We start from the raw sequence: 23,183 nt of genomic DNA, 5'->3' as shown, positions 1-23,183 counted from the left end.
CCGGCTGCCGGGCCCTGCAGGTGGCGGATGAGCGGCATACTTCGCCTATGCCGCTCATCGGCCGGGGTAGCTCAGTTGTGGAACAGCTCAGCAGGCCAGCAGGCTGACGGTGCTGTGCGAGCAGGGGAGCAGCAGCGAGGCGTTGGACGCGGTGGTCGAACCGCCGCCACCGCCGCCGGAGCCGCCGCCCGCCAGCACGTTGGCCGGCGCCTCGGGGGTCTCGAGGTCCTGCATGTCGAGGATGAAGCCCATGACGGTCTCCTTGCTAAGAGGGATCTTGCTGGATCACTGCTACCGGTCCGCGAGGACCGGGGTCTGGGTCCTCCCCAGGAAGGGGAGGGGAGCGCGGCCGTCCACAGTGGACGCGATGGCGAGCAGGACGCCCGCACCGCCGGTGGTGAGGTCCATCGACATCCGGCGCAGCTGCACACCGGGGAACGCGAGCCCGCCGCCGAAGCGCACGGCGTGCCAGCCCAGTGCCCGCAGGTGCTGCCGGATCGAGCGCTCGTACCGCTCGTCCGGGCGGTGGCGCGTCGCGTGGGCGAGGGTGGCCAGCTGACCGGCCCTGCCCAGCGTCAACGCCGGTTGGATGACGAACTCGCTGGTGCAGGCGTCGAGCAGGCCGGGGAGCTGCTCGACGCACGGGCGTTCCGGTGCGATGGCGGCGAGCTCGGTGAGCACGAGCGCGATGCCCGCACCGCCGATGCCGACGTAGGGCAGCGACCGGAAGTTGCCGTCCCGCACCTGCAGCGAACCGTCGAGCGCGACCATCGTCTCCGCCAGGTCGCGTTCGAGCGCCTGCTCGGCGAGGTCGAGCCAGCGGTGTTCGCCGGTGCGGTCGAACATCCGCAGGAAGAACAGCGCCGGACCGGACCAGCCGTGCAGCAGTCCCGCCCGCGCCTTGCCACCGGGACCCGGTGCGTCGGCGAGCTGCCGCGCGAGCCGTTCGGCCAGCACCTCGGCCTGCTCCGCGAAACCGTGGTCGTGCCGGGAGTCGGCGAAGTGCAGCAGGTTGAGCCCGATGCCGGACAGGCCGGCGCTCAGCCCGTGGTCCTGCGTGGTCGCGACGAGCGGCGCGTAGCTCTCGACCAGCTCGGCCGCGAGGTCGTGGTGGCCGAAGTTCTCCAGCACGTGGGCGATGCCGTGCGCGCCGACGTAGAACCCGGGCTGCTTGGGCGGTTCCCTGCGGACCGACGCGATCAGCCAGTCCTCGTGCTCGGGGTACCGGCCCTCGCCGCTCACGTCGAGCGCGTGCAGCACACCCGCCGCGCCGTAGGCGAACCCGGCTCCGCCGACCTCGAACTGCTCGATGTCGCCGGGGAACAGCCGGTCCTTCCGCTGCGGGGTGGCGCTGTGCAGGATCGCGGTCGCGATCTCCTTGCGCACCAGCGTCCAGTCCGGTTCCTCGTCGTCGAACGCGGTGAACGCCGGATCCGCCGGCGGGTCGACCCGCGGCCGGAGGACGTCGACGATGCCCCGGCAGTACTCGTCGTCGAGCCCGAAGCGGTCCCGCACCACCCGCACGTGCTGGTCGAGCTTCGCGGGTGAGAGCTCCAGGACCGCGTTGAGCGGCAGGAAGATCCACAGCTTGAGCGCGGCCAGCGGGTAGGCGTCGATGTCGAAGCCGTCGCGGTCGGCCGGTGCCTGGAAGCCGGGGGCCCCGAGCGTCGGCCGGTGCAGGTCCTCGATCGTCGACGACAGCTCGAAGTCGATCAGCGAGACCTCGTCGTCCTCGTCGACCAGGACGTTCATGGTGTGCAGGTCGCCGAAGACGACGCCGCGTTCGTGCACCCGCGCCACCAGGTCCTCGACCTTGCGCACGAGGGAGAGCGCGCGGTCCCGGTAAGCGGTGACCTTCTCGTCGCCGGCTTCCTTGTGCGTCAACGGGTAGTTCATCCCCAGCCACTGGCCGAGCGACCGGCCTGGCATGAACTCCATGGCGACGAACAGGTGCTCCCACTCGGTGAAGCGGTCGTACACCGCGGGAACGCCCCGCACGCCGGCGAGCCGGGTGAGCACCTCGTACTCGCGCTCCAGCCGTGCCACCGCGTCGCGCCCCTCGCGGTCGAGCCCGGCGTGCGGCCGCGCCTCCTTGAGGACGACCTCCCTGCCGTCGCTCTTGCGGGTCGCGAGGTACACGCCGCCACCGTTGGAGAAGTGCAGCGAGCTCTTGATCCGGTAGGGGAACTTCTCCGGGTCACCGGCGTTGCGCTCCGCGAGGTGCGGCGCCAGGAACTCCGGCAGCTCCACCCACTCCGGCAGGCTGAACACCGGCTTGCGCTGGTCGGCCACGAGCTCGCCGTCCGGCCCCTCGATCGCGAGCACCTGCTGCCCGTCGACCTCGAGCCACTGCTCGGAGAACCCGCCGTAGCGCACGTACAGCGGCCCCTTGCCGTAGCGCAGGTCGCTGAGGATGTACGCGCCGTGCTGCCCGTCGAGCACTGCAGCGAGCTCGGTCAGGACCTGCTCCAGCTGCTCCGTGCTCGTCGGGTAGATCGTGATGAGCTTGCCGCTGCCCTCACGGGGCGCGTACTTCGAGTTGCGCGCCAGCACGATCGAGACGGTCTGCAGGTACTTGAACGGGATCCGCCGCTCGACGCAGTAGTCGAAGGTCGCCTTGAGCACCGCGGTCGCGTTGTCCAGGCCGGCCGAGACGTGGATCTTCCACCCCTGCTTCGGCAGCTGCACCCCGTGCGGGTGCAGGTGCCGCCAGACGTTGCGCTCGGCCTGCACCCAGCCGTCCGGAAGAGCGGGCAGCTGGTGCGCGAAGTCATCGCCCGGGAGGCCGCTTTCGGTGCTGCTCTGCAGATCGTAGAACCGTCGATCCGCGAAGCAGAACGCCTCGTATCTGAGATCCACCGAATTACCTCCCTCACTGTTTCGCAATTCCGTTGACGCCGCATATTCCCGCACATTTTCGAAGCTATGGCCAATCCGCCATTGGGGGCATATGGGTAACCCGTTCGTGTCCGAAAGACCCGGGGTTACCGGCGCGTATGTTGCTCAGAGTAAAGAGGTTTGGAGCCAGATCACCCGGTTGAGAGGTTTCTGATCGATGAGTCAGCTTCGCTTGCTGGGCACCTCGCTAAACGGCACCAGCGCGTTCTTTTAATTGCGAAGCGCTGACCTGCGGTATTCCACACGGTTCGCGACGTATAGTTAGGGGTGGGCAACGGTCGGACACGGCCCGTGTCCCTTGGGCTGTCCGGGTGAAGCCGAAAATCGCGACATATGCGCGTTTGATGCGGCCGAATGGCGGTAGGGTTACCCCCGAAGGAACTCATTCGGAGTATGGGATTGGTCATCAGCTTTTTATGTGCCAATCATTGTCTTGCCACATGCAACCGCTGATCACGACACAATCTCAACTTTTCGAGTGAATCTTTCTTTCCGGTGTAACGGAGCACCGGGTGCGTGCGGCACGGGACCACCCCCGGTGCGCGGGGTCTAGGCTTCCCTGGTGGGGAGCGCAGCGAGTCGCTGGCTGGTGCCGGCCGTCGTGGTGATCACCGGTGCGGCCGTCGCGGCCGGAATGGTGGGCAGGGCCGTGTACCTGCGCCCTGCGGAGGCCTCGGGAGAACCCGCCGTCGCCTCCTCCGCAGGGCAGCTGCCCGGATCGCCGGAGGTGCGGCTCAGCGCGGACTCGTTCACCCACCCCGACCGCCAGCAGGTGCAGTCGGTGCTGCAGCGGTACTTCGACGCCATCAACGCCCGCGACTTCCGGGCCTGGTCGGCCGCGGTGTCCTCCCGCCGCGCGTCCCAGGCGGTCGAGGAGACGTGGCGGGCCGCCTACGAGACCACCCGCGACGGTGGTGTGGTCGTGCAGCGCATCGAGTCCGACGTGGTCGGGCGGCGGGTGCGGGCGCTCATCTCGTTCGTGTCCACGCAGGACGTCGCCAAGGCCCCCGTCGCGTTGCCGGAGGGGTGCATCCGGTGGCGGGTCGTGTACGTGGTGGTGCGGGAGGGCGGGGAATGGCGGGTGGACGAGGCCCCGGAGAACCGGACGCCGCAGATGGAGCGGTGCTAGCGGCTCGTCGCCGACCTCCACCGTTCGAGGGTTCCCGCTGACTCGGCCGCCCGACGGCTCCCGCCGGCCCGGCAACACGTCCGCGAGTGCCACCGGCTCGCGCTTGCCCACCCACCGGCCGCCACTGGCCTAAGCCGAGAAACGGCAGCGCCCCGGTCGCCGAAGCGGACCGGGGCGCTGCGCACAGCGGGAACTAGACCGAGGTGAAGGCCAGTGCCACGTTGTGACCGCCGAAGCCGAACGAGTCGTTCACGGCGGCGTCGAGCTTGATCTTGCGGGGCTCACCGGCCACCACGTCCAGCGTGACCGCGGGGTCCAGGTTCTCCAGGTTCAGCGTCTGGGGAACGATGCCGTCGCGGATCGACAGGACGGTGATGATCGCCTCCACCGCGCCCGCCGCGCCCAGCAGGTGCCCGAGGGCGCCCTTGGGGGCGGTGAGGACCGGGTGGTCGCCGATGGCCTTGCGGACGGCCACGGTCTCCGCCACGTCGCCCACCGGGGTGGAGGTGGCGTGGCAGTTCACGTGACCGACGTCGGACGGGTCGATGCCGCCGGACCGCAGGGATGCGGCGATGGCACGCGACTGACCGACGCCCTCGGGGTCGGGGGCGGTGATGTGGTAGCCGTCGGCGGAGGTGCCGATGCCCGCCAGGCGGCCGTAGATCTTGGCGCCGCGGGCCTCGGCGAACTCGCGCCGTTCCAGGACCATGACGCCCGCGCCCTCGCCGAGGACGAAGCCGTCGCGGGCCGTGTCGAACGGGCGCGAGGCCTTCTCCGGCTCGTCGTTGCGGGTGCTCATGGTGCGGGCCTGGGAGAAGCCGGCCACCGGGATGGCGGTGATGCAGGCTTCCGCGCCGCCCGCCACGACCACGTCGGCTTCGCCGGCCTTGATCATGCGGTAGGCCCAGGCGATGGCTTCCGCCCCGGACGCGCAGGCCGAGACCGGTGCGTGCACGCCCGCCTGCGCCTTGAGCTCCAGGCCCACGTGCGCGGCCGGGCCGTTCGGCATCAGCATCGGGACGGTCAGCGGCGACACCTTGCGCAGGCCGTGCTGCTCCAGGAGGTCGTCCTGGGTCAGGAGGGTGATCGCGCCGCCGATGCCCGTGCCGATGATGACGGCGAGGCGCTCGCGGTCGACGGTGTCGTCGTCGTGGCCCGCGTCGGCCCACGCCTGGCGCGAGGCGACGATGGCCACCTGCTCCGAACGGTCCAGGCGCCGCGCCTCGACGCGGGGCAGGACCTCGGTGGGGTCGACGACGAGCTGCGACGCGATCTTCACCGGCAGGTCGTACTTCTCGACCCAGTCGTGGGTCATGGGGCTGACCCCGGACCTGCCTGCCAGCAACGCGTCCCAGGTGGACGTCACGTCACCACCGAGCGGGGTGGTGGCACCCAGCCCGGTGATGACGACGTCGATGTTCGAACTCATGCGTTCTTGGTGATGTAATCCACCGCATCACCAACGGTCTTGAGGTTCGCCAGCTCGTCGTCCGGGATCTTCACACCGAACTTGTCCTCGGCCTGGACGGCGATCTCGACCATCGACAGCGAGTCGATGTCGAGGTCGTCCACGAAGGACTTGTCAGCGGTGACGTCGTCGGCGGCCACACCGGCGACCTCTTCGACGATCTCGGCAAGACCGGTCAGGACGTTGTCGCTCACTGAAGTTCCCTTTCGATTGACACACTCTGGAAAATCACGGGCACCGGACCACCTGTCCCGCGTAGGACAGTCCTGCGCCGAACCCGACCATCAGCACCACGTCTCCGCTGGAGATCTCGCCCGCCGACCGCATGTGGTCCAGTGCCATGGGGATCGAGGCCGAGGAGGTGTTACCGGATTCGACGATGTCTCGAGCGACCTTCAGGTCCTCGCGCGCACCATTCTTGCGCAGGCGCTTGGCGATCGCTTCGATGATCCTGAGGTTCGCCTGGTGCGGGACGAACACGTCCACGTCGGACAGTTCGACACCCGCCAGTTCGGCTGCGCGGATCGCCACCGGGGCGACCTGCGTCGTCGCCCACCGGAAGACCGCCTGGCCCTCCTGGTGGATGAACGAGTCGCGGTCGTCGATCCTGATGACCTCGGACATGGAACCGTCCGAGCCCCAGGCGACGGGGCCGATCTCGTTCGCGTCACCGGCGCCGACCACGACGGCACCCGCGCCGTCCGCGAAGATGATCGCGGTCGAGCGGTCGTCCTGGTGGGTCCAGTCGGTGAGCTTCTCCGCGCCGATGACGAGGATGTTGCGCACGGTGCCGGCGCGGACGATGTCCGCCGCGGTCGCGACGGCGTAGCAGAAGCCCGCGCACGCGGCGTTGAGGTCGAACGCGGCCGCTGCCTGGATGCCGATCCTCGTGGCGACCTGGGCGGCGGCGTTCGGGATGGTCGACGGCATGGTGCACGTCGCCACGATCACGCCGCCGATGTCCTCCGGCGTCAGGCCCGCGTCCTCGATCGCCTTGGTGCCCGCGATGACGGACATGTCGACGACGCCCTCGTCCTTCGCCGCGACCCGGCGGTTGGCGATGCCGACGCGCTCGCGGATCCACTCGTCGGAGGTGTCCATGCGCTGGGCGAGGTCGTGGTTGCTCACCACGGTCTCCGGCTGGTAGCTGCCGAGACCGAGGATGCGGCTGCCCGCGGCAGCCTGCGGGGCCTCGAAGGTCGTCACTGAGTCTCTCCCGCGGTGACGAAGAGCTCAGCGACCTTCTCCAGCTGGTCGGGCGTCTTCAGGGCGAGGGTGGCGGTGCCCTTCATCGCACGCTTGGCCAGACCCGTGAGCGCGCCGGCCGGCGGCAGCTCGACGGAACCGGTGACGCCCTTCTCGACGAGGGTGGCCTGGCAGACGTCCCAGCGCACCGGGCTGGTGACCTGGGACACCAGGCGGCGCAGCACCTCGGCGCCCTCGGTGACGACGGCGCCGTCCTTGTTGGACAGCAGCGGCAGCGACGGGTCCTGCGTGACGACTTCGGCGGCACGGGCGCGCACGGCCTCTTCGGCGGGCGCCATGTACCGGGTGTGGAACGCGCCCGCGACGGCCAGCTTGCGGACCTTCGACGTGCTCGGCGGGTTCTCCGCGAGCTCGTCCAGCGCGGTCCGCGGACCGGCGGCGACGATCTGGCCCGCGCCGTTGCGGTTGGCGGGCACGAGACCGAGCTCCTCCAGGCGGGCGAGGACCTCCGGCTCGTCGCCGCCGAGCACCGCGGCCATGCCGGTCGGCTCCAGCGCGCACGCCTCGGCCATCGCACGACCGCGCACGGCGGCCAGGGCGACGGCGTCATCGGCGCTGATCACGCCGGCCATCGACGCGGCGGCCAGCTCGCCGACCGAGTGGCCCGCGACGACGACGTCGGCGGGCAGTTCGAGGCGGCGGCGCAGCTCACCGAACGCGAGCAGCGCGAGCGCCACGACCAGCGGCTGGGTGATGGCGGTGTCGACGATCTCCTCGGCCTCCGCGGTGGTGCCGAGCCGCACCAGGTCGAGACCGGTGAGGTCCGACCACGTCCGCACCTGCTTCTCCGCCCCCTCCAGTTCGAGCCAGGGGGTGAGCATGCCGGGCGTCTGGGACCCTTGGCCGGGCGCGAGGAGTGCGATCACGTCGATTACTAAAGCCGGTCGCCCCGCCGGCGCCCCATGCCGGAAAGGACGAAGTACGGCGATCGTATTTGTAGAGACCCTACAAAAGTGTCCTCGCGATGCGCCGGGCGTGACGTCACCGCAGCTCAGCGGGGTACCAGGTCGTTTGGCCCTCACTCCACCGGATGTGTGCGAACTCCGTCACAGGAGGCGGGTTACCACAGCCCCCGGGAGCGGGCAAGTCGCCCTACAGACAAAGCGACGCGAAGCACAAGTGCGTCTCGAGCGTCATGTGCATTTCTTCCCGTCATTTCCTGAACGCGCCGAAGGCGATATCTGACCGTGTTCGGGTGCACGAACAACCGTTTCGCGCACGTCTCCAGCACGCCGCCGACCTCCAGGAACGCGTCCACGGTCTCCAGCAGCGCACCGCCGGCGTCCTCCAGCGGCCGCGCCACCCGGTCGACCAGCTGCCACTCCGCCTCGGGATCGCCAGCCAGCGCGCGTTCGGGCAGCAGGTCGAGCGACCGCACCGGCCGGGGCGCCGCGGGCCAGCCGACGACCGCGCGCAACCCGCTCAGCGCGTCGCTGGCGCTGCGGTGCGCCTCGGACAGCGACGACACGGTCGGTCCCGCCACCACCGGGCCCTCGCCGAAGCCCTCGGCGATGCGGCCCAGCACGTCCTCACCGGTGTCGGTCGGCCCGCCGAGCACGACCACCAGCCGCGAGCCCTGCACGCTGAGCAGCACCGGGCGGCTCGCCCGCGCCGCCTTGCTGCGCACCGAGTAGACGATCGTCGGCGGGTCCTCCCCGCCGGGGTTGCCGACCAGCACGGTCGCCTCTGCCCCCGGGTCCCAGCCCAGCGCGGCGGCCCGCGACAGCAGCGACTCCTCCGGATCACCGCGCACGATGCCGTCCACGACCAGTGCCTCCAGCCGGGCGTCCCACGCACCGCGCGCCTCGGCCGCCGTCGCGTACGAGGTGGCGGCGGAGAACGCGATCTCCCGGCCGTACCGCAGCACGCCCTCCATCAGCAGCGCGCGCTCGGTCTCGTCTGCGGCCATCGCCGGCATCTGCTCCTCGAACAGCTCCAGCGCTATCCGGACCAGCTCGACGGTCTGGCGGAGGCTCACCCAGCGGGAGATGTCCTTGGGGGCGCTGCGAAACGCGTCCGCGGTCAGCCGGATCGCCTGCTGCCGGTCGTGCAGCCACTCGACGAACCCGGCCACGCCGTTCTGGATCAGCAGCAGCACGCTCGCCCGCTGGTCCGCCGGCATCCGCGCGAACCACGGCAGGCGCCGCTCCATCTCGGCGACGCTCGCGGTGGCGAGGTTGCCGGACGCGCGCTCGATCTTGCGCATCGTGCGCGGCGACAGGACCGGAGGGTGCACCTCCTCCTTCGTGTTCTCGGAAGTCGGGCTGCTGGTCATGTCCGCAGCCTATGCCGTGGCGGCGGACATCACCGGAACAGGTGACACAAACCCGTGGCGGCGCCTGAGCGGCCATACCTTCGGGCACCAGATGGTCTTCAGTTCGTCCGGCGCGGAGGTTTCGTCTTGCACAGGTACCCGGCACTCGCCCTCGGGGTCGTCGCGGTCATGGCCGTGGGCACGGCCGCGTCCGCCGACCCGCCCGACCCACTGGCCGAGCTCGTCGCCCAACCGGTGAAGTGGGCGCCGTGCACGGGAAAGCTGACCGAGCTGGAGTGCGCGACGCTCGTCGCGCCGCTCGACTACACCAGGCCGGGCGGCGACCGGATCAACCTGACGGTCAGCCGCAAGAGGGCCACGGCACCGGAGCGCCGCCGCGGTGTCCTGTTCACCAATCCGGGTGGACCTGGCGGGTCCGGGCTCGGCCTGCCGCAGTTCCTGGCCAAGTCCGACCTCGTGCAGGTCTACGACCTGATCGGCATCGACCCGCGCGGCGTCGGCGGCTCGACCGCGCTGAACTGCCGCACCGCGCCCGCGATCGCCGAGCCCGAGTCCCGGCCCGCGGACTCCGAGTTCGGCAAGTGGGCGGCCGAGGCGCGCGAGGCGGAGGAGGCCTGCCAGCGCTCCGCCGGCGGGATCAGGCAGTTCGTCAGCACCCCGAACACCGCGCGGGACATGGACCTCGTGCGCGCGGTGCTCGGCGAGCCGAAGATCAACTACCTGGGCTACTCCTACGGCACGTACCTGGGCGCGGTGTACGGGACGCTGTTCCCGGACCGGCTCGACCGCAGCGTCCTCGACAGCGCCGTGCACCCGGAGTGGATCTGGCACGAGCAGTTCCGCCAGCAGGCGGTGGCCTACCGGCGCGACGCCGAGGCGTGGGCGGCGTGGGTGGCGGAGCGCAACGAGAAGTTCGCGCTCGGCAAGTCCCCGGCCGAGGTGCTGGCCGCGGTGGAGTCGGTCGCCGCGAAGCTGCACGCCACGCCGGTCGAAGGCCACACGCGGTCGTCGTTCGACGGCGCCATGGGCGTCGGGTCCCGCTACCGTCCTCTGTGGACAGACCTGGCCGACATCGTGGCGAAGCTGAGGTCGGGCGACCAGCCCGCGAACGCCCAGGGTGCCCAGGCCGCCCAGCTGCTGGCCAGGACCGGGCTGCAGGAGCTGCGCTCGGGCGTGTTCGACACGGTGACCTGCGAGTCCGACTGGCCGACGGACCTGGACACCTACTACGAGGACATGCGCACGTTCCGCGAGCGCTACCCGTACGGCTACGGCATCATCCGCGCGGCACCGATGACCTGCACGTTCCGCTCGTTCACCCCGCCGGAGCCGCCGGTGCGGCTCGCGCGTGCGGGCTACCCGGTCGGCATCGTCGTGCAGGCGGAGGGCGACACGCAGACGCAGTACGCCGGCGGCCCGGCGATGGCGAGGCGGCTCGGGCACAACCTGATCACCGTCCTCGACGAGGGCAAGCACGGCCTCTACAACGGCGGCAACACCTGTGTCGACCGGAAGGTCAACCGGTACCTGATCGACGGCGCCCTGCCCGGCAGCAGCTCCGAGTGCCTGGGCGACCCGCGCCCGAACGTGCCGAAGGACGGGTCGGGAACCACGGCGGAGGCACCCGCGCTGTCGGCCGAGCACATCCAGCAGTACCTGGACGGCCGGGGCCTGAGCGCCCTCCCGTAGGAGACCCGGAAATGTGGAAGCGCCCGACACGGAGCGTGTCGGGCGCTTCCCTCTCCCCGGTCCCCACCGGTAGTTCCACTCTGGACGGTATTACGACAAAAATCCACGTCAGCCACCCTTTCGTGTCACAGTGTCGCTGTTGCTGAGTGGTGTGATCCGCGAAACGATCACCTGGTCGGAGCTTCACTCACCGCAACTTCGTTCTAGGAGGGCCCGTGGGCTCGCAAATCACCGAGGGCCTGGGCCAGGCGTGGGCGATGGTGGCCACGTTCGTGCCGAAGCTGCTCGGCTTCCTGCTCGTCCTGGTCATCGGCTGGTTCATCGCCAAGGCGCTCTCGAAGGGCGTGGGCTTCCTGCTGAAGCGCGTCGGCTTCGACAAGCTCGTGCAGCGCTCCGGCCTGACCGGTGCGCTGAAGCAGTCGTCCATGGACGCGACCGGCCTGATCGCCAAGATCGTGTACTACTTCGTGCTGCTGATCGCGCTGCAGCTGGCGTTCGGCGTCTTCGGCGCCTCGAACCCGGTCAGCACGCTGCTGAACGAGGTCATCGCGTACCTGCCGCGCATCGTCGTCGCACTGGTGCTGGTGATCGTCGCGTCGGCGATCGGCACCGCCCTGCGCGGCCTGGTCACCGGTGCGCTGGGCCAGCGCTCGTACACCCGGCTGCTGGGCAACATCACCTACGGCTTCGTGATCGCGCTGGGCGTCATCGCCGCGCTCAACCAGCTCGGCATCGCCGTCTCGGTGACCATGCCGGTGCTCGTCGCCGTGCTCGCCACCGTGGCCGGTGTGGTCATCATCGGTGTCGGCGGCGGTCTGGTCCGCCCGATGCAGGCGCGCTGGGAGGGCTGGCTGAACCGCGTGCAGGAGGAGGCGCAGACCCGGTCGCCGATGCCGCGCGCGTCGCAGGAGGTGCCGGCGAACGTCAGCGGCCGGATGGGTGACGCCCCCACCCCGCCGTCGGGCACGCCGATGTCCGACCGGTAGGTCCCACCTGCTGGAAGGGGCCCCGCGCAAACATCACGCGCGGGGCCCCTTCCTCGTGTTCTGACCGTTCTCCAGCTGTCGTCCAGCGCGCGGCCCGACGCTCGTCCCCACCCGAACTACCCGCTGCCGCGGTGGAGGACCCATGAAAGCTCTTGTGCTGTCCGGAGGTGCGGGGACGCGGATGCGCCCGGCCGGGTACCCGCTGCCGAGGCAACTGGTGCCCATCGCGAACAAACCGGTGCTGGAGTACGTGCTGGAGAACCTGCGCGACATCGGCATCACCGAGATCGGTGTCGTCGTCGGCGAGAACGGCAGCGAGATCATCGAGATGTTCGGCGACGGCGCCGTGCTGGGGGTCTCGCTCACCTACCTCGACCAGGACTTCGCGCTGGGCGTCGCGCACTGCGTGAAGATCGCCCGGCCGTTCCTCGGCGACGACGACTTCGTGCTGTACCTGGGGGACTACGTCCTCACCGACGGCATCGGGCAGATCGCCGACGAGTTCGCGCGGCTGCGGCCGTCCGCCCAGGTGCTCGTGGACAAGGTGGAGGACCCGCGCCTGTACGGCGTGGCGGAGGTCGACGAGAACTCGCGCGTGACGCGGCTGATCGAGCACCCGCGGGAGCCGCGCAGCGACCTCGCGATGATCGGCGTCTACTTCTTCACGCCCGCGATCCACGTCGCGATCGACTCGATCGAGCCGTCGTGGCGCGGCCAGTTCGAGATCACCGACGCCCTGCAGTGGCTCGTCACGCACGAGCGCGACGTGCGAGCGCGGATCTACTCCGGGTTCTGGAAGGACACCGGCAAGGTCGAGGACGTGCTGGAGTGCAACCGCGAGCTGCTGATGGGGCTGCGCGGCGACGTCCAGGGCATCGTCGACGACGAGTCGCGGCTCATCGGTGACGTCGTGGTGGAGGAGGGCGCGCGCGTGGTGCGGTCGTGCATCGTCGGGCCCGCGATCATCGGTCCCGGCACGCTGGTCGAGGAGTCGATCATCGGCCCGTACGTGTCGATCGGCGCGGACTGCCGGATCACCGAGTCCGGCGTGGCCGACTCGATCGTGCTCAGCGAGGCGTCGGTGCACAACGTGTCCGGCATCGAGACGTCGCTGATCGGGCGCCGCGCACGGGTCGGGTCGGCGGGCCGCCACCGGCTGGTCGTCGGTGACGGCGCACACGTGGACGTGGCCGCCGCCTGACCAGCTCACCCCTGCCTCTCCCGGCATCTGCAAGTACCACCAACTCAATGTCAACCAGCACTTTTCTACTGCCAACAGCGCCGCCGGCCACCCGTGGACACAGGGCTGGTTCGTTAGACGACGAACAGGTTGGTGGTAGTCGGCGGCGATTTGATCATGTGTTGGTGGTACTTGCAGATGCTCTCGTCAAGGGGGTCAGCACAGCCAGTCGCGAAGGCGGTCGGCCTCCTGGTCGACCGCCTTCTGCCGGCTCTTCGGCATCCGGTCGAGGTAGTCGACGGTGACGCCGCAGTCCTTGCCGATCGACCAGGTGGCGACGACGTAGCCGTCGACGAGGACGGTGGGCTTGCCGCCGATGACGACGCCGAGCCGGTCGTCGGCGATGACCCTGCGGCGGTCGGCGTGGGCGAGCAGGATGTTGTCGAACTCGGGCAGGAACCGCACCGGCAGCTCGGTGTCCGCGCCGGGGCGTGGGGCGTCGGGCAGGTCGAAGAGCTCCTTGCCCGCTTCGGTGCGGAACGTCACGAGCTGTGGCCGCAGCTGTTCGAAGACCTCGCCGAGCCGGGTGGTTCCCGACCACTGCTGGGCGTCCATGACGGTCGCCGGACCGAACGCCCGCAGGTAGCGCAGGACCAGCTCGGTGCGCGGCACGGCCCGCTGCGGCTGCCCGAGCCAGTTCTCGACGGTCGTGCAGACCGCCCTCCCGCTGGTGTGCCAGAGGCCACGGGGCGGGACCTGGACGAGGGCGAGCTTGTTGCGCAGGACGTTGCCCAGGACGGTGTGCTCGCGGTCGGGCCAGCGCGCCTGCAGCAGCTTGCCGGCGTCGGCGGTGCCCATGGCGGTGTCGTCGAGGATCTCGCGGCCGGCCTCGGCGATCTCGTCGAAGTCGAGGCCCCGCAGCCGTTTCGCGAACGGGCCGCTCCGCAGCTCGCGGTCGAGCTTGAGCTGGGTGAGCGGGCGCAGTCCGAGCGCGTCCCGTGCGCTGACCAGGTGGATCGTGCCGCGCATGAGCAGCATGCGGACGGCCTGGCGACCGGTGAGCAGGTCTTCGAGCTCGGCGGGCCGGAAACCCTCGACCCTGCTCCACAGGCCGACGTAGGGCGACTTCGGTTCCTGCGCCTGGACGCCGAAGAGGTGCTCGATCGTGGCGAGCGCGCTCGTCTCGGCGCGCTCGCGCAGCAGCTGGCGTTCGATCAGTGCCCTGTTGAGCGCGTCCTGGCTCAAAGTCCCCATCGGGACAGGTTATGCCGGACGAAGGCGAATCCGGTGCCGTTCTCGCGTTCCCCGTCGTGGACGACGAGCAGGTTCAGCTTGCCGAGCACGACGTCGGCGCCGTCGGAGTGCTCGACGTCCTCGACCCGGAAGTCCTTGAGCGGCTTCATGTCGGCTTTGCGGTACACGACGAACCGGGAGTCGCCCTGGCTGGAGGCGAGCAGCACGTCACCGGCGATCGCGAGCCCCTCGGCGTCGGCTTCGAGCCACCTGCCGCCGAAGCCGGGGTCCGGGCCGTCGGCCACGCACTCCTCGGTCGCCGGGTCGTACTTCTGCGGCGCGCCGAACGCGCGGACCCTGTCGACGAGCTGTGGCGTGCCGAAACCGTTGGCGCGCAACGGGATGCGCCAGATCCCGACGTCCTCCTGGGCTGCGTAGAGGGTGCCGGTGGCCTCGTCGACGACCATGCCCTCGACCTGCGGGCCCTCACCGGGCTCGCCGCAGACCGTCCAGCGCGTGCCGTCGGGCAGGGTGAAGGTGTCCGGCAGCTCCAGGGTGGACACCTTGCGGGTGTCGTACCGCGCGCCCCTGACGACGTGCAGCAGCGCGATGCTCGTCTCGTTGCGGCGGCTGGTGACGACGACGTCCGTGCCGTGCACCCGGCCCGCCGCGAGGCCGTAGGCGGTGCGCTGCTCCTCGACCTCGGCCTCGGTCTTCGCGAACACCGGCCTGGTCGCCGGGGCCGTGACGTCCCTCGCACCGCGTTCGTCCACTTGGAACACCCGGATGCGGTCGCGCCCCCGGTCGCTCACGAACGCGAGGTTCCCGAGCACGTCGACGTTGTTGTACCGGCCGGGCTTGGCCCCCGGTGACGGCGGCAGCGGTGCCGGGCTCACGCCGATCGTGCGGCCGTTCAGGTCGAACGCCGCCAGGCCGCCTTCCTTGAGCGTGCCCAGCACCACACTGCGTTCCGGGTCGCGCGGGTTCACCCAGATGGCCGGGTCGTCCGCGTCGGCGGGTTCCTCGAACGTCCGGGTGACCACCGTCGGTGTGATGACCGGCGTCGCGGCCGGAGTGAGGAACAAAGGCACGAGCGCCAGTGCTAAGGAGGATGACATGGTGGCAAGGTAGGAAACACCGGTATACGGCGACTGAACCACGGGGGAACAAGCCGTGTGGTACGAGATGGGACTGACGATCTTCGGGCAGAAGATCGCGTACACCGAGCTGGTCGGGCAGGTGCTGGCACTCGCCGTCGTCTTCCTGGCGCAGCGCCGTTCACTCCTGACCTGGCCGGTTCAGCTCGTCTCGGTGGCGCTGCTGTTCACGGTCTACCTGTCCTCGCACCTGGGCGGGCTGGCCACGCGGCAGGTCGTCGTCGGGCTGATCGCGCTCTACGGCTGGTACGCGTGGGTGCGCCGGCGTGACCCGGTGTTCGGCGTCGTGGTGCGCAAGGGCTCCTGGCTCGAACGCGGTGTCGTCGCCGGCGTCTTCGTCGTGGGCACGGTCGCGTTCGCGCTGCTCCTGGACGCGCTGGACGCCTCGTGGGCGCCGTGGCCGGACGCCGCGATCTTCGTCGGCACCGTGCTCGCGTTCGCGCTGCAGGGCCTGGGGCTGGTGGAGTTCTGGCTGGTGTGGCTGGTGGTCGACGCGGTCGGCGTGCCGCTGCAGGTCCAGTCGGGCCTGTACTTCAGCGCGTTCGTCTACGTGATCTTCGCGGGCCTGGTGGTCCACGGTTTCATCGACTGGAACCGCACCGCCCGCCGGTTGACACAGGCGGCAAAGTCTCCCCTATGAGGGGACTGATCGCGTTACTCGCCGCACTGTCGTTGCTGGTCACCGTCCCGGCCACCGCCGCGGCGGCTCCTGAGCCGCGCACCGGGTTCGAGCTCACCGGCAGGTGGACCACCGAGTCCGAGGAACAGGCCTACCTGCGCTCGCTGGGCCTGCCGCTCACCCGGATCGGCACCACCCTGCAGGGCCGTCCCGTGCAGCTCGTGCGGGTCGGCCCCGCCTCGGCCCGCACCGTGGTGCTGTTCATCTGCTCCCAGCACGGCGACGAGCCGGCGGGCCGCGAGGCGTGCCTCATCCGCATGCGCTCCCTGCCGCGCACCGGCCCGGTGACCTACCTGTTCGTCCCGAACGCCAACCCCGACGGCCGCGCCCTCGACACGCGGGGCAACTCCTCCGGCATCGACGTCAACCGCGACCACCTGCTGCTGCGCACCGCCGAGGCCCGCGCGATGGCCGCCGTGATCCGCGACTTCCAGCCCGACGTCATCCACGACCTGCACGAGTTCGGCCCGACCGCGCCGTACTACGTGAAGGACGTCCTCTGGCTGTGGCCGCGCAACCTCAACGTCGCCCCCGGCGTGCACGACCTGTCCGAGACGCTGTCCCGCTCGTACGTCCGCCCGTCGGTCGAGGCAGCCGGCCGCACCTCCGGTGTCTACGGCATCTACGTCGACCCGGTGACCGGTGAGCCGATCCGCCAGGTCGCGGGCGACGGCCAGGAACGCATCCTGCGCAACACCGGCGGCCTCAAGCACGGCATGGGCCTGCTGGTCGAGACGAACGCCGACGGCACCCCGGCGTTCCGCGTCGACTCGCACCTGAAGGCCCTCGACGGCACCCGGTCGTTCGTCCGCGAGAACCGCTCGGCCATCGAGTCCGCCAACGCCGCCTCGCGTGCCGTGCGGTCCGGGCCGGTGTACTTCGGCGGCGCCGACAACCAGGCCCCGGACCCCTCGGACGTGCTGGCCACCCCGCCGTGCGGCTACGTCGTGACCGGCGCCCAGTACTCGGAGTACCGCGACAGCTTGAACTGCACGGCATCAAGTCGCAGTACCTGCGCGGCGGCGACCGCATCGTGCCGCTGAAGCAGGAGGCCCGCGCGCTCATCCCGTTGCTCCTCGACGCCCGCGCCGACCAGCCCCTGTTCGCCGCCCAGCCCGTCGCCCAGTGCCAGTAGCTCGCTGACCAGCGGTTACTCACCCTGTTGCAAAAGACGTTTGCGGACGTCCGCAAACGTCTTTTGCAACAGGGGACGTGCCGGTGAACTGATATATCGGTCGCGAGCTACTGCTGCGTCGTGGTCGGATGCCCGTCGTGCGAGTCGAGCAGTACAGCTACTTCGCCCTCACGAGCGACACCGTGCCCGCCGCCGAGATCACCCGGCGGCTGGGCCTGGAACCGGATGAGGTGCTCGTCCGCGACAGCGAACAACCCGAGCACGACCTCCCGCGGCGCCACGTGTGGAAGCTCGTCCACCGAGGCCCCGAACGCCTCGACGAGCAGGTCCAACTCCTCGTCGACCGCCTGCTCCCGGTCCGTGACGAGCTCGTCGAGCTCACCGCCGTATCCGATATATCAGCGAGCTTCGTCCTGGTGCGGAACGACGGCGACGGCGGGCCGTTGCGCGAGCTCACCACCGACCTGACGGCGAGCGCGGAGCAGAACCTCGCCGAGCACGCCTGCCACCTCCACCGCCACCTGCCGGGCGCGACCGTGACGCGGACCGGCGACCTCCTCGTCGCCGACAGCGGCCTGGCCGACGACACGTTCAACATCGTCGCCACCGCCCGCTTCACCCCGGTCACCGCCGCCACCCGCATCGCGGAGACGGTGGCGGCGCTGAAGGCGACCGGACGCCCGTTCTCCTGGTGGGTCGGCCCCACCACCACGCCACCCGGCCTCGCCACCCTGCTCACCCAGGCCGGTCTGACCGCGGCCGAGACCGAGGCGGCGATGTGGGCGGAACTGCCGGACGACCTCCCCGAACCCCACGCCGACGGCCTCGACCTCCGCCGCGTCACCACCGAGGCCGAGCTCGCCGACTACGCCACCGTCCTGGCCGCCAACTGGACCCCGCCCGCCGCCACGGTCCGCGAGTTCTACGCCGCCACCGCCGCGCACGCGTTGCGCAGCCAGGCCCGCTACCTCGTCGGCTACGTCGGCGGCCGGGCGGTCTGCACCGCGGAGGTGTTCCTGCACGCGGGCGTCGCCGGCATCTACAACATCGCCACCCTCGCCACGGACCGCCGCCGCGGCTACGGCGGCGCGATCACATTGGCCGCCTTGCACACCGCACGCGCCGAGGGGTACCGCATCGCCGTCTTGCAGGCGTCGGAGGAAGGCGAGCCGGTCTACCGCCGACTCGGGTTCACGGTCGCAGGCCGGTTCACCGAGTACGCCGTCGATGGGGGCGGGGGGCGCTGAGCGGCCCGTGGATCTCCAGCCACACCCGTTCGCGGTGATCGTGTGGGCGAGGACGGCTCCGGTCGCCACAGTCGCGCTGAAATGGCCGGAGGGCCGTTCCACGCGAAGTGGAACGGCCCTCCGGAGGACGAAGACCTACGCGAGACCCGCGTCCGACGTGGACGGCCCCGCCGCCTGCACGTCGTCGATCTTGTACTTGCGCGCCGCCTCGACGACCTTCGACCGCTCCACCTCACCGCGCTTGGCCAGCGCCGCCAGCGTCGCGACGACGACCGACTCCGCGTCCACCAGGAAGTGCCGGCGGGCTGCCGGGCGGGTGTCGGAGAAGCCGAAGCCGTCCGTGCCCAGCGTCGTCATGTCGGTCGGCACGTACGGGCGGATCAGGTCAGGGATCGCCGACGCCCAGTCGGACACCGCGATGACCGGGCCCTGCACGTCCTTCAGCACCTGCGTCACGTACGGCACGCGCGGCTCGGCGTCCACGTGCAGCAGGTTGTGGCGGTCGGTCTCCACGGCCTCGCGGCGCAGCTCCGAGTACGACGTGGCGGACCACACGTCCGCGGAGACGCCCCAGTCGTCGGACAGCATCTGCTGGGCCTTGAGCGCCCACGGCAGGCCCACACCGGAGCCGAGGATCTGCGCGCGCGGACCGGGCGTCGCCGGGCCGTCCTGGTACTTGTACAGGCCCCGCAGCAGGCCCTCCACGTCCAGGCCCTCCGGCTCGGCCGGCTGCACGTACGGCTCGTTGTAGACCGTCATGTAGTAGAAGATGTTCTCGGCGTTCTCGCCGTACATCCTGCGCAGACCGTCCTTGACGATGTGCGCCACCTCGAACGACCACGCCGGGTCGTACGCGATCACGGCCGGGTTCGTGTGCGCCAGCAGCAGCGAGTGGCCGTCGGCGTGCTGCAGGCCCTCACCGGTCAGCGTCGTGCGGCCCGCGGTGGCACCGAGCACGAAGCCGCGCGCCATCTGGTCCGCCGCCGCCCACAGGCCGTCACCGGTGCGCTGGAAGCCGAACATCGAGTAGAAGATGTAGATCGGGATCATCGGCTCGCCCTGCGTGGCGTAGGACGTGCCGACCGCCGTGAACGACGCCGTGGAACCCGCCTCGTTGATGCCCTCGTGCAGGATCTGGCCCTGCTCGGACTCCTTGTAGGCGAGCATCAGGTTGGCGTCCACCGAGGTGTACGCCTGGCCGTTCGGGTTGTAGATCTTCTGCGTCGGGAACATGGAGTCCATGCCGAACGTTCGTGCCTCGTCCGGGATGATCGGCACGATGCGCGGGCCGATCTCCGGGTCCTTCGCGAGGTCGCGGACGAGCCGGACGAACGCCATCGTCGTGGCGACCTCCTGCTTGCCGGAACCGCGGCGCACGCCCTCGTAGACCTTGTCGCCCGGCAGCACCAGCGCCTTGGACTTCGTGCGGCGCTCCGGCACGAACCCGCCCAGCTGACGGCGGCGTTCCTGCATGTACTGGATCTCCGGCGAGTCCTGCCCGGGGTGGTAGTACGGCGGCAGGTACGGGTCGGCCTCGAGCTGCTCGTCCGTGATCGGGATGCGCAGGCTGTCGCGGAAGCCCTTCAGGTCCTGCAGGGTCATCTTCTTCATCTGGTGCGTCGCGTTGCGGGCCGCGAAGTGCGGGCCGAGCGAGTAGCCCTTGATGGTCTTGGCGAGGATCACGGTCGGCTGGCCGACGGTCTCGGTCGCCGCCTTGTACGCCGCGTAGACCTTGCGGTAGTCGTGACCGCCGCGCTTGAGGTTCCACACCTCGTCGTCGCTCATGGCGTCGACGAGGGCCTTCGTGCGCGGGTCGCGGCCGAAGAAGTGCTCCTTGACGTACGCGCCGTCGTTCGCCTTGTAGGTCTGGTAGTCGCCGTCGGGCGTGTTGTTCATCAGGTTCACGAGCGCGCCGTCGCGGTCCGCGTGCAGCAGCGCGTCCCACTCGCGGCCCCACACGACCTTGATGACGTTCCAGCCGGCACCGCGGAAGAACGACTCCAGCTCCTGGATGATCTTGCCGTTGCCGCGCACCGGGCCGTCGAGGCGCTGCAGGTTGCAGTTGACCACGAACGTCAGGTTGTCGAGCTGCTCGTTCGCCGCCAGCTGCAGCAGGCCGCGCGACTCCGGCTCGTCCATCTCACCGTCGCCGAGGAACGCCCACACGTGCTGGTCGGAGGTGTCCTTGAAGCCGCGGTCGTGCAGGTAGCGGTTGAACCGCGCCTGGTAGATCGCGTTCATCGGGCCGATGCCCATCGAGACCGTGGGGAACTCCCAGAAGTCCGGCATCAGCCGCGGGTGCGGGTACGACGGCAGGCCGCCACCGGGACCGGCGTGCGAGTACTCCTGGCGGAAGCCGTCGAGCTGGTGCTCGGACAGGCGCCCCTCCAGGTACGCGCGGGCGTAGACGCCGGGGGAGGCGTGCCCCTGGATGAAGATCTGGTCGCCGCCACCGGGGTGGTTCTTGCCGCGGAAGAAGTGGTTGAAGCCGACCTCGTAGAGCGACGCGCTGGACGCGTACGTCGAGATGTGGCCACCGACACCCACGCCGGGTCGCTGCGCGCGGTGCACGGTCATCGCGGCGTTCCAGCGGATCCACGCGCGGTAACGGCGCTCCACCTCCTCGTCACCGGGGAACCACGGCTCCCGCTCGGTGGGGATGGTGTTGACGTAGTCGGTGCTGATCAGCGAGGGCATGCCGACCTGGTTCTCGCCCGCGCGCTCCAGCAGCCGCAGCATCAGGTACCGAGCGCGCTGCTGTCCGCCACCCTTGAGGACCTCGTCGAACGACTCGAGCCACTCGGCCGTCTCTTCGGGGTCGATGTCCGGCAGGTGCGCTGCCAGGCCGTCGCGAATGACACGTACCCGCTCGGGGCCTGTGTTCTGCGGGCTCAAGGTGTCTCCTCGGCTTCGTTGGCGGTACACGCGCTGGCCCGGAAAACCGTGCCACGCGCTCCTATCGTTGTCCTTGCGCGACGACTTCGTCACCGCTACTGATCGGTAGTTCTGGATCGTGTCGCTCACGCGCGCGCGATAAGAGGTATGTAGAGCATGCCTGGTGCCAGTCTAAGCACCTTCACAGGGGTCCCCCACACGGCGTGTCACGTGGTCAACAGTTGCGCCGGGGGTAGCCGACAGTGTTCGCTGTCCCGTGTAGTGGACCATCCGGCGACAGTCTTCACGGGCTGTCGCCCTTGCGTAGTTGGAGGAGTGAAAACCGTGGTCGCCGCGGAAGACGCCGGCAAGATCGGCGTCGCCGAGAAGCTCGGGATCGAATCGGGCATGGTCGTCCAGGAGATCGGCTGGGACGAGGACGTCGACGACGCCCTCCGCGCAGCGGTCGAAGAGCAGATCGGGGCCGACATCCTCGACGAGGAGGCCGACGAGACGGTGAACGTCGTCTTGCTCTGGTTCCGGGAGGACGATGGCGACCTGGTGGACTCCTTGCTCGAAGCCACCAACCTCCTGGCAGAGGACGGCATCATCTGGGTGCTGACCCCGAAGACGGGCCGTACCGGCCACGTCGAGCCGAGTGACATCGCCGACGCCTCCGGGACTGCGGGCCTCTCGCAGACCTCGAACATCAGCGTGGCCGACGACTGGGCCGGCACGAGGCTGGTGTGGCCGAAGTCCGCCAAGGCCAAGCGCTGACTCGAGCACGGCCCGCATAGGCTGTGACCCACGGGCGGTTGTCACCCGTCCGTGGTTCAGTCGTGTGTCAACCGGAGAGGTCTTCCTTCATGGCGGTCGAGGTCGGTTCACAAGCCCCGGACTTCACGCTCAACGACTACAACAAGCAGCCGGTGACGCTGTCGTCGTTCCGCGGCTCGAAGAACGTGCTCCTGGTCTTCTACCCGTTCGCCTTCAGCGGCACCTGCCACGGCGAGCTGTGCCAGGTGCGCGACGAGATCGCGGCCTACGAGGACGAGAACGTCCAGGTGCTCGGCGTGTCGGTCGACAGCGTGTTCGCCCTGAAGGCCTGGGCGACGCAGGAGGGCTACTCCTTCCCGCTGCTGTCGGACTTCTGGCCGCACGGCGCCGTCGCGCAGGCCTACGGCGTGTTCAACGACGCGGTCGGCATGGCGGTGCGGGGCACGTTCCTGGTCGACACCGGGGGTGTGGTGCGCTTCGCCGAGGTCAACGGCCCCGGTGAGGCCCGCGATCAGGAAGGCTGGAAGAAGGCCGTAGCCTCCTTGAAGGCATGATGTACCTGTCCGGCGCCGTGGTGGCGGCGGGCGGCACGGGCGTGTAGCTCAGCGGAAGAGCACTCGGTTTACACCCGAGCGGTCGCAGGTTCGAACCCTGTCGCGCCCACCACAAGTACGTCTTTCAAACCACGCACCAAAGGGATGCCTCTACGGTGCGTGGTTTTTTGGTTGCTTAGCGTGATATTGTCGTCGAACGACGTCCGAAGAACCGCCGAAGGCGATGCGCGCCCTTCGGTGCCGCTAGTTTCCGCACCTTCGGCCACACCCCTTTTGGCACCTTCGAACCCTCCCTGAAGCGGACTACGCGCTTCCAAAAGCGTTCTGAACGGCTCGTTGAGCACTGCTCGCTCGACCGATCCATCCGCGGCGATGAGCAGCTTCTCGAAGAACCCGCGGTTGATCTGACGCCGGATTTGGTTCGGTGCCCCCACGTACGCCACATCACAACCAGCTACCGCCTTCAGCGCCAGCTGTAGCGTCAAAGAGACGTCCGCCGTCGCCGCGCCAGCCACTCGCAGTTGTCCATCCGCCTGAGTCAACTCGCGCGTGAACCGTTGCATCTCGCTGGCGAGCAGATCCTGAGGGACAGCACCGGCGTAGTGAGCCCGAAGCAGCACTTGGCGCTCGTCCTCG

19 protein-coding genes and 1 tRNA gene are annotated in these 23,183 nt (G+C 69.7%); 10 read left to right on the top strand and 10 right to left on the bottom strand.

Annotated elements, in window-relative coordinates; genetic code table 11:
• Window positions 1-87: 87 nt before the first annotated feature.
• Together ACVDFE_RS38095 and lanKC are read right to left on the bottom strand one after the other, a co-directional pair.
• A complete protein-coding gene (locus tag ACVDFE_RS38095) occupies window positions 88-252 on the bottom strand; it encodes a SapB/AmfS family lanthipeptide (protein WP_154697009.1) in 165 nt (54 codons plus the stop codon).
• A 39-nt stretch (window positions 253-291) separates the two neighbouring features.
• Window positions 292-2,859 (bottom strand): class III lanthionine synthetase LanKC, encoded by a 2,568-nt coding sequence (gene lanKC, locus ACVDFE_RS38090; protein WP_458433818.1) that lies wholly within the window; start codon window positions 2,857-2,859, stop codon window positions 292-294.
• A gap of 601 nt (window positions 2,860-3,460) precedes the next feature.
• Here lanKC and ACVDFE_RS38085 point away from each other — a divergent pair.
• Window positions 3,461-4,027, top strand: a complete 567-nt coding sequence (locus ACVDFE_RS38085) for a hypothetical protein (RefSeq protein WP_360397243.1) — start codon at window positions 3,461-3,463, stop codon at window positions 4,025-4,027.
• Window positions 4,028-4,220: 193 nt separating this feature from the next.
• Here ACVDFE_RS38085 and ACVDFE_RS38080 read toward each other — a convergent pair whose 3' ends face one another.
• From ACVDFE_RS38080 to ACVDFE_RS38060, 5 genes are all read right to left on the bottom strand, one after another.
• Entirely contained in the window at window positions 4,221-5,456 is a 1,236-nt protein-coding gene (locus tag ACVDFE_RS38080; protein ID WP_360397245.1) for a beta-ketoacyl-[acyl-carrier-protein] synthase family protein, read from the bottom strand.
• Window positions 5,453-5,689: an acyl carrier protein gene (locus tag ACVDFE_RS38075; RefSeq protein WP_360397247.1), complete on the bottom strand. Its 237-nt coding sequence runs from the start codon at window positions 5,687-5,689 to the stop codon at window positions 5,453-5,455. The genes ACVDFE_RS38080 and ACVDFE_RS38075 overlap by 4 nt, the downstream gene beginning before the upstream one ends.
• A gap of 34 nt (window positions 5,690-5,723) precedes the next feature.
• Window positions 5,724-6,701, bottom strand: coding sequence for a beta-ketoacyl-ACP synthase III (locus ACVDFE_RS38070; RefSeq protein ID WP_458433817.1), 978 nt, complete (start codon window positions 6,699-6,701; stop codon window positions 5,724-5,726).
• On the bottom strand, window positions 6,698-7,627 hold the full coding sequence (locus ACVDFE_RS38065) for an ACP S-malonyltransferase (protein WP_360397251.1): 930 nt from the start codon (window positions 7,625-7,627) through the stop codon (window positions 6,698-6,700). The genes ACVDFE_RS38070 and ACVDFE_RS38065 overlap by 4 nt, the downstream gene beginning before the upstream one ends.
• Before the next feature lie 194 nt (window positions 7,628-7,821).
• Window positions 7,822-9,036 carry a PucR family transcriptional regulator gene (locus ACVDFE_RS38060; protein ID WP_458433816.1) on the bottom strand — a complete coding sequence of 405 codons (1,215 nt, stop codon included), beginning with the start codon at window positions 9,034-9,036 and terminating at the stop codon, window positions 7,822-7,824.
• A 126-nt stretch (window positions 9,037-9,162) separates the two neighbouring features.
• On the opposite strand from ACVDFE_RS38060, the gene ACVDFE_RS38055 reads away from it, so the two are divergent.
• From ACVDFE_RS38055 to ACVDFE_RS38045, 3 genes are all read left to right on the top strand, one after another.
• The gene (locus ACVDFE_RS38055; protein WP_458433815.1) at window positions 9,163-10,725 is read left to right on the top strand and encodes an alpha/beta hydrolase; all 1,563 of its coding nucleotides are present in this window, start codon (window positions 9,163-9,165) and stop codon (window positions 10,723-10,725) included.
• Between the two features lie 215 nt (window positions 10,726-10,940).
• The gene (locus ACVDFE_RS38050; protein WP_458433814.1) at window positions 10,941-11,711 is read left to right on the top strand and encodes a mechanosensitive ion channel family protein; all 771 of its coding nucleotides are present in this window, start codon (window positions 10,941-10,943) and stop codon (window positions 11,709-11,711) included.
• A gap of 142 nt (window positions 11,712-11,853) precedes the next feature.
• Entirely contained in the window at window positions 11,854-12,912 is a 1,059-nt protein-coding gene (locus ACVDFE_RS38045) for a glucose-1-phosphate thymidylyltransferase (RefSeq protein ID WP_360397259.1), read from the top strand.
• A gap of 195 nt (window positions 12,913-13,107) precedes the next feature.
• On the opposite strand, the gene ACVDFE_RS38040 is transcribed toward ACVDFE_RS38045, so the two are convergent.
• Window positions 13,108-14,145 (bottom strand): winged helix DNA-binding domain-containing protein, encoded by a 1,038-nt coding sequence (locus ACVDFE_RS38040; RefSeq protein WP_458433813.1) that lies wholly within the window; start codon window positions 14,143-14,145, stop codon window positions 13,108-13,110.
• On the bottom strand, window positions 14,133-15,242 hold the full coding sequence (locus ACVDFE_RS38035; RefSeq protein ID WP_458433812.1) for a phytase: 1,110 nt from the start codon (window positions 15,240-15,242) through the stop codon (window positions 14,133-14,135). The genes ACVDFE_RS38040 and ACVDFE_RS38035 overlap by 13 nt, the downstream gene beginning before the upstream one ends.
• 67 nt (window positions 15,243-15,309) lie before the next feature.
• On the opposite strand from ACVDFE_RS38035, the gene pnuC reads away from it, so the two are divergent.
• The 3 genes from pnuC (at window position 15,310) to ACVDFE_RS38020 (ending at window position 18,342) form a co-directional block, all read left to right on the top strand.
• Window positions 15,310-15,921 carry a nicotinamide riboside transporter PnuC gene (gene pnuC, locus ACVDFE_RS38030; RefSeq protein WP_458434464.1) on the top strand — a complete coding sequence of 204 codons (612 nt, stop codon included), beginning with the start codon at window positions 15,310-15,312 and terminating at the stop codon, window positions 15,919-15,921.
• Complete coding sequence (locus ACVDFE_RS38025; RefSeq protein ID WP_458433811.1) at window positions 15,918-17,003, top strand: M14 family metallopeptidase; 1,086 nt, start codon at window positions 15,918-15,920, stop codon at window positions 17,001-17,003. Before pnuC ends, ACVDFE_RS38025 begins: the two co-directional genes overlap by 4 nt.
• A gap of 220 nt (window positions 17,004-17,223) precedes the next feature.
• A complete protein-coding gene (locus ACVDFE_RS38020; RefSeq protein ID WP_458433810.1) occupies window positions 17,224-18,342 on the top strand; it encodes a GNAT family N-acetyltransferase in 1,119 nt (372 codons plus the stop codon).
• Window positions 18,343-18,477: 135 nt separating this feature from the next.
• Here ACVDFE_RS38020 and aceE read toward each other — a convergent pair whose 3' ends face one another.
• A complete protein-coding gene (gene aceE, locus ACVDFE_RS38015; protein ID WP_458433809.1) occupies window positions 18,478-21,237 on the bottom strand; it encodes a pyruvate dehydrogenase (acetyl-transferring), homodimeric type in 2,760 nt (919 codons plus the stop codon).
• Between the two features lie 324 nt (window positions 21,238-21,561).
• Here aceE and ACVDFE_RS38010 point away from each other — a divergent pair, with 324 nt between their 5' ends.
• The 3 genes from ACVDFE_RS38010 (at window position 21,562) to ACVDFE_RS38000 (ending at window position 22,659) form a co-directional block, all read left to right on the top strand.
• Complete coding sequence (locus ACVDFE_RS38010; protein WP_360397271.1) at window positions 21,562-21,993, top strand: DUF3052 domain-containing protein; 432 nt, start codon at window positions 21,562-21,564, stop codon at window positions 21,991-21,993.
• An 89-nt stretch (window positions 21,994-22,082) separates the two neighbouring features.
• The gene (locus ACVDFE_RS38005) at window positions 22,083-22,547 is read left to right on the top strand and encodes a peroxiredoxin (RefSeq protein WP_458433808.1); all 465 of its coding nucleotides are present in this window, start codon (window positions 22,083-22,085) and stop codon (window positions 22,545-22,547) included.
• Window positions 22,548-22,584: 37 nt separating this feature from the next.
• Window positions 22,585-22,659: transfer RNA gene (locus tag ACVDFE_RS38000), tRNA-Val, on the top strand.
• Window positions 22,660-23,183 lie beyond the last annotated feature (524 nt).

The sequence above is a fragment of the Lentzea chajnantorensis genome, assembly GCF_054300775.1.
This window is presented reverse-complemented; position numbering and strand designations above follow the sequence as displayed.

Coding starts and splice junctions, on each gene's coding strand:
- ACVDFE_RS38095 (WP_154697009.1), bottom strand. CDS start 252: ATGGGCTTCATCCTCGACATGCAGGACCTCGAGACCCCCGAGGCGCCG.
- ACVDFE_RS38080 (WP_360397245.1), bottom strand. CDS start 5,456: ATGAGTTCGAACATCGACGTCGTCATCACCGGGCTGGGTGCCACCACC.
- ACVDFE_RS38060 (WP_458433816.1), bottom strand. CDS start 9,036: ATGACCAGCAGCCCGACTTCCGAGAACACGAAGGAGGAGGTGCACCCT.
- ACVDFE_RS38045 (WP_360397259.1), top strand. CDS start 11,854: ATGAAAGCTCTTGTGCTGTCCGGAGGTGCGGGGACGCGGATGCGCCCG.
- ACVDFE_RS38040 (WP_458433813.1), bottom strand. CDS start 14,145: ATGGGGACTTTGAGCCAGGACGCGCTCAACAGGGCACTGATCGAACGC.
- ACVDFE_RS38035 (WP_458433812.1), bottom strand. CDS start 15,242: ATGTCATCCTCCTTAGCACTGGCGCTCGTGCCTTTGTTCCTCACTCCG.
- pnuC (WP_458434464.1), top strand. CDS start 15,310: ATGGGACTGACGATCTTCGGGCAGAAGATCGCGTACACCGAGCTGGTC.
- ACVDFE_RS38025 (WP_458433811.1), top strand. CDS start 15,918: ATGAGGGGACTGATCGCGTTACTCGCCGCACTGTCGTTGCTGGTCACC.
- ACVDFE_RS38020 (WP_458433810.1), top strand. CDS start 17,224: ATGCCCGTCGTGCGAGTCGAGCAGTACAGCTACTTCGCCCTCACGAGC.
- ACVDFE_RS38005 (WP_458433808.1), top strand. CDS start 22,083: ATGGCGGTCGAGGTCGGTTCACAAGCCCCGGACTTCACGCTCAACGAC.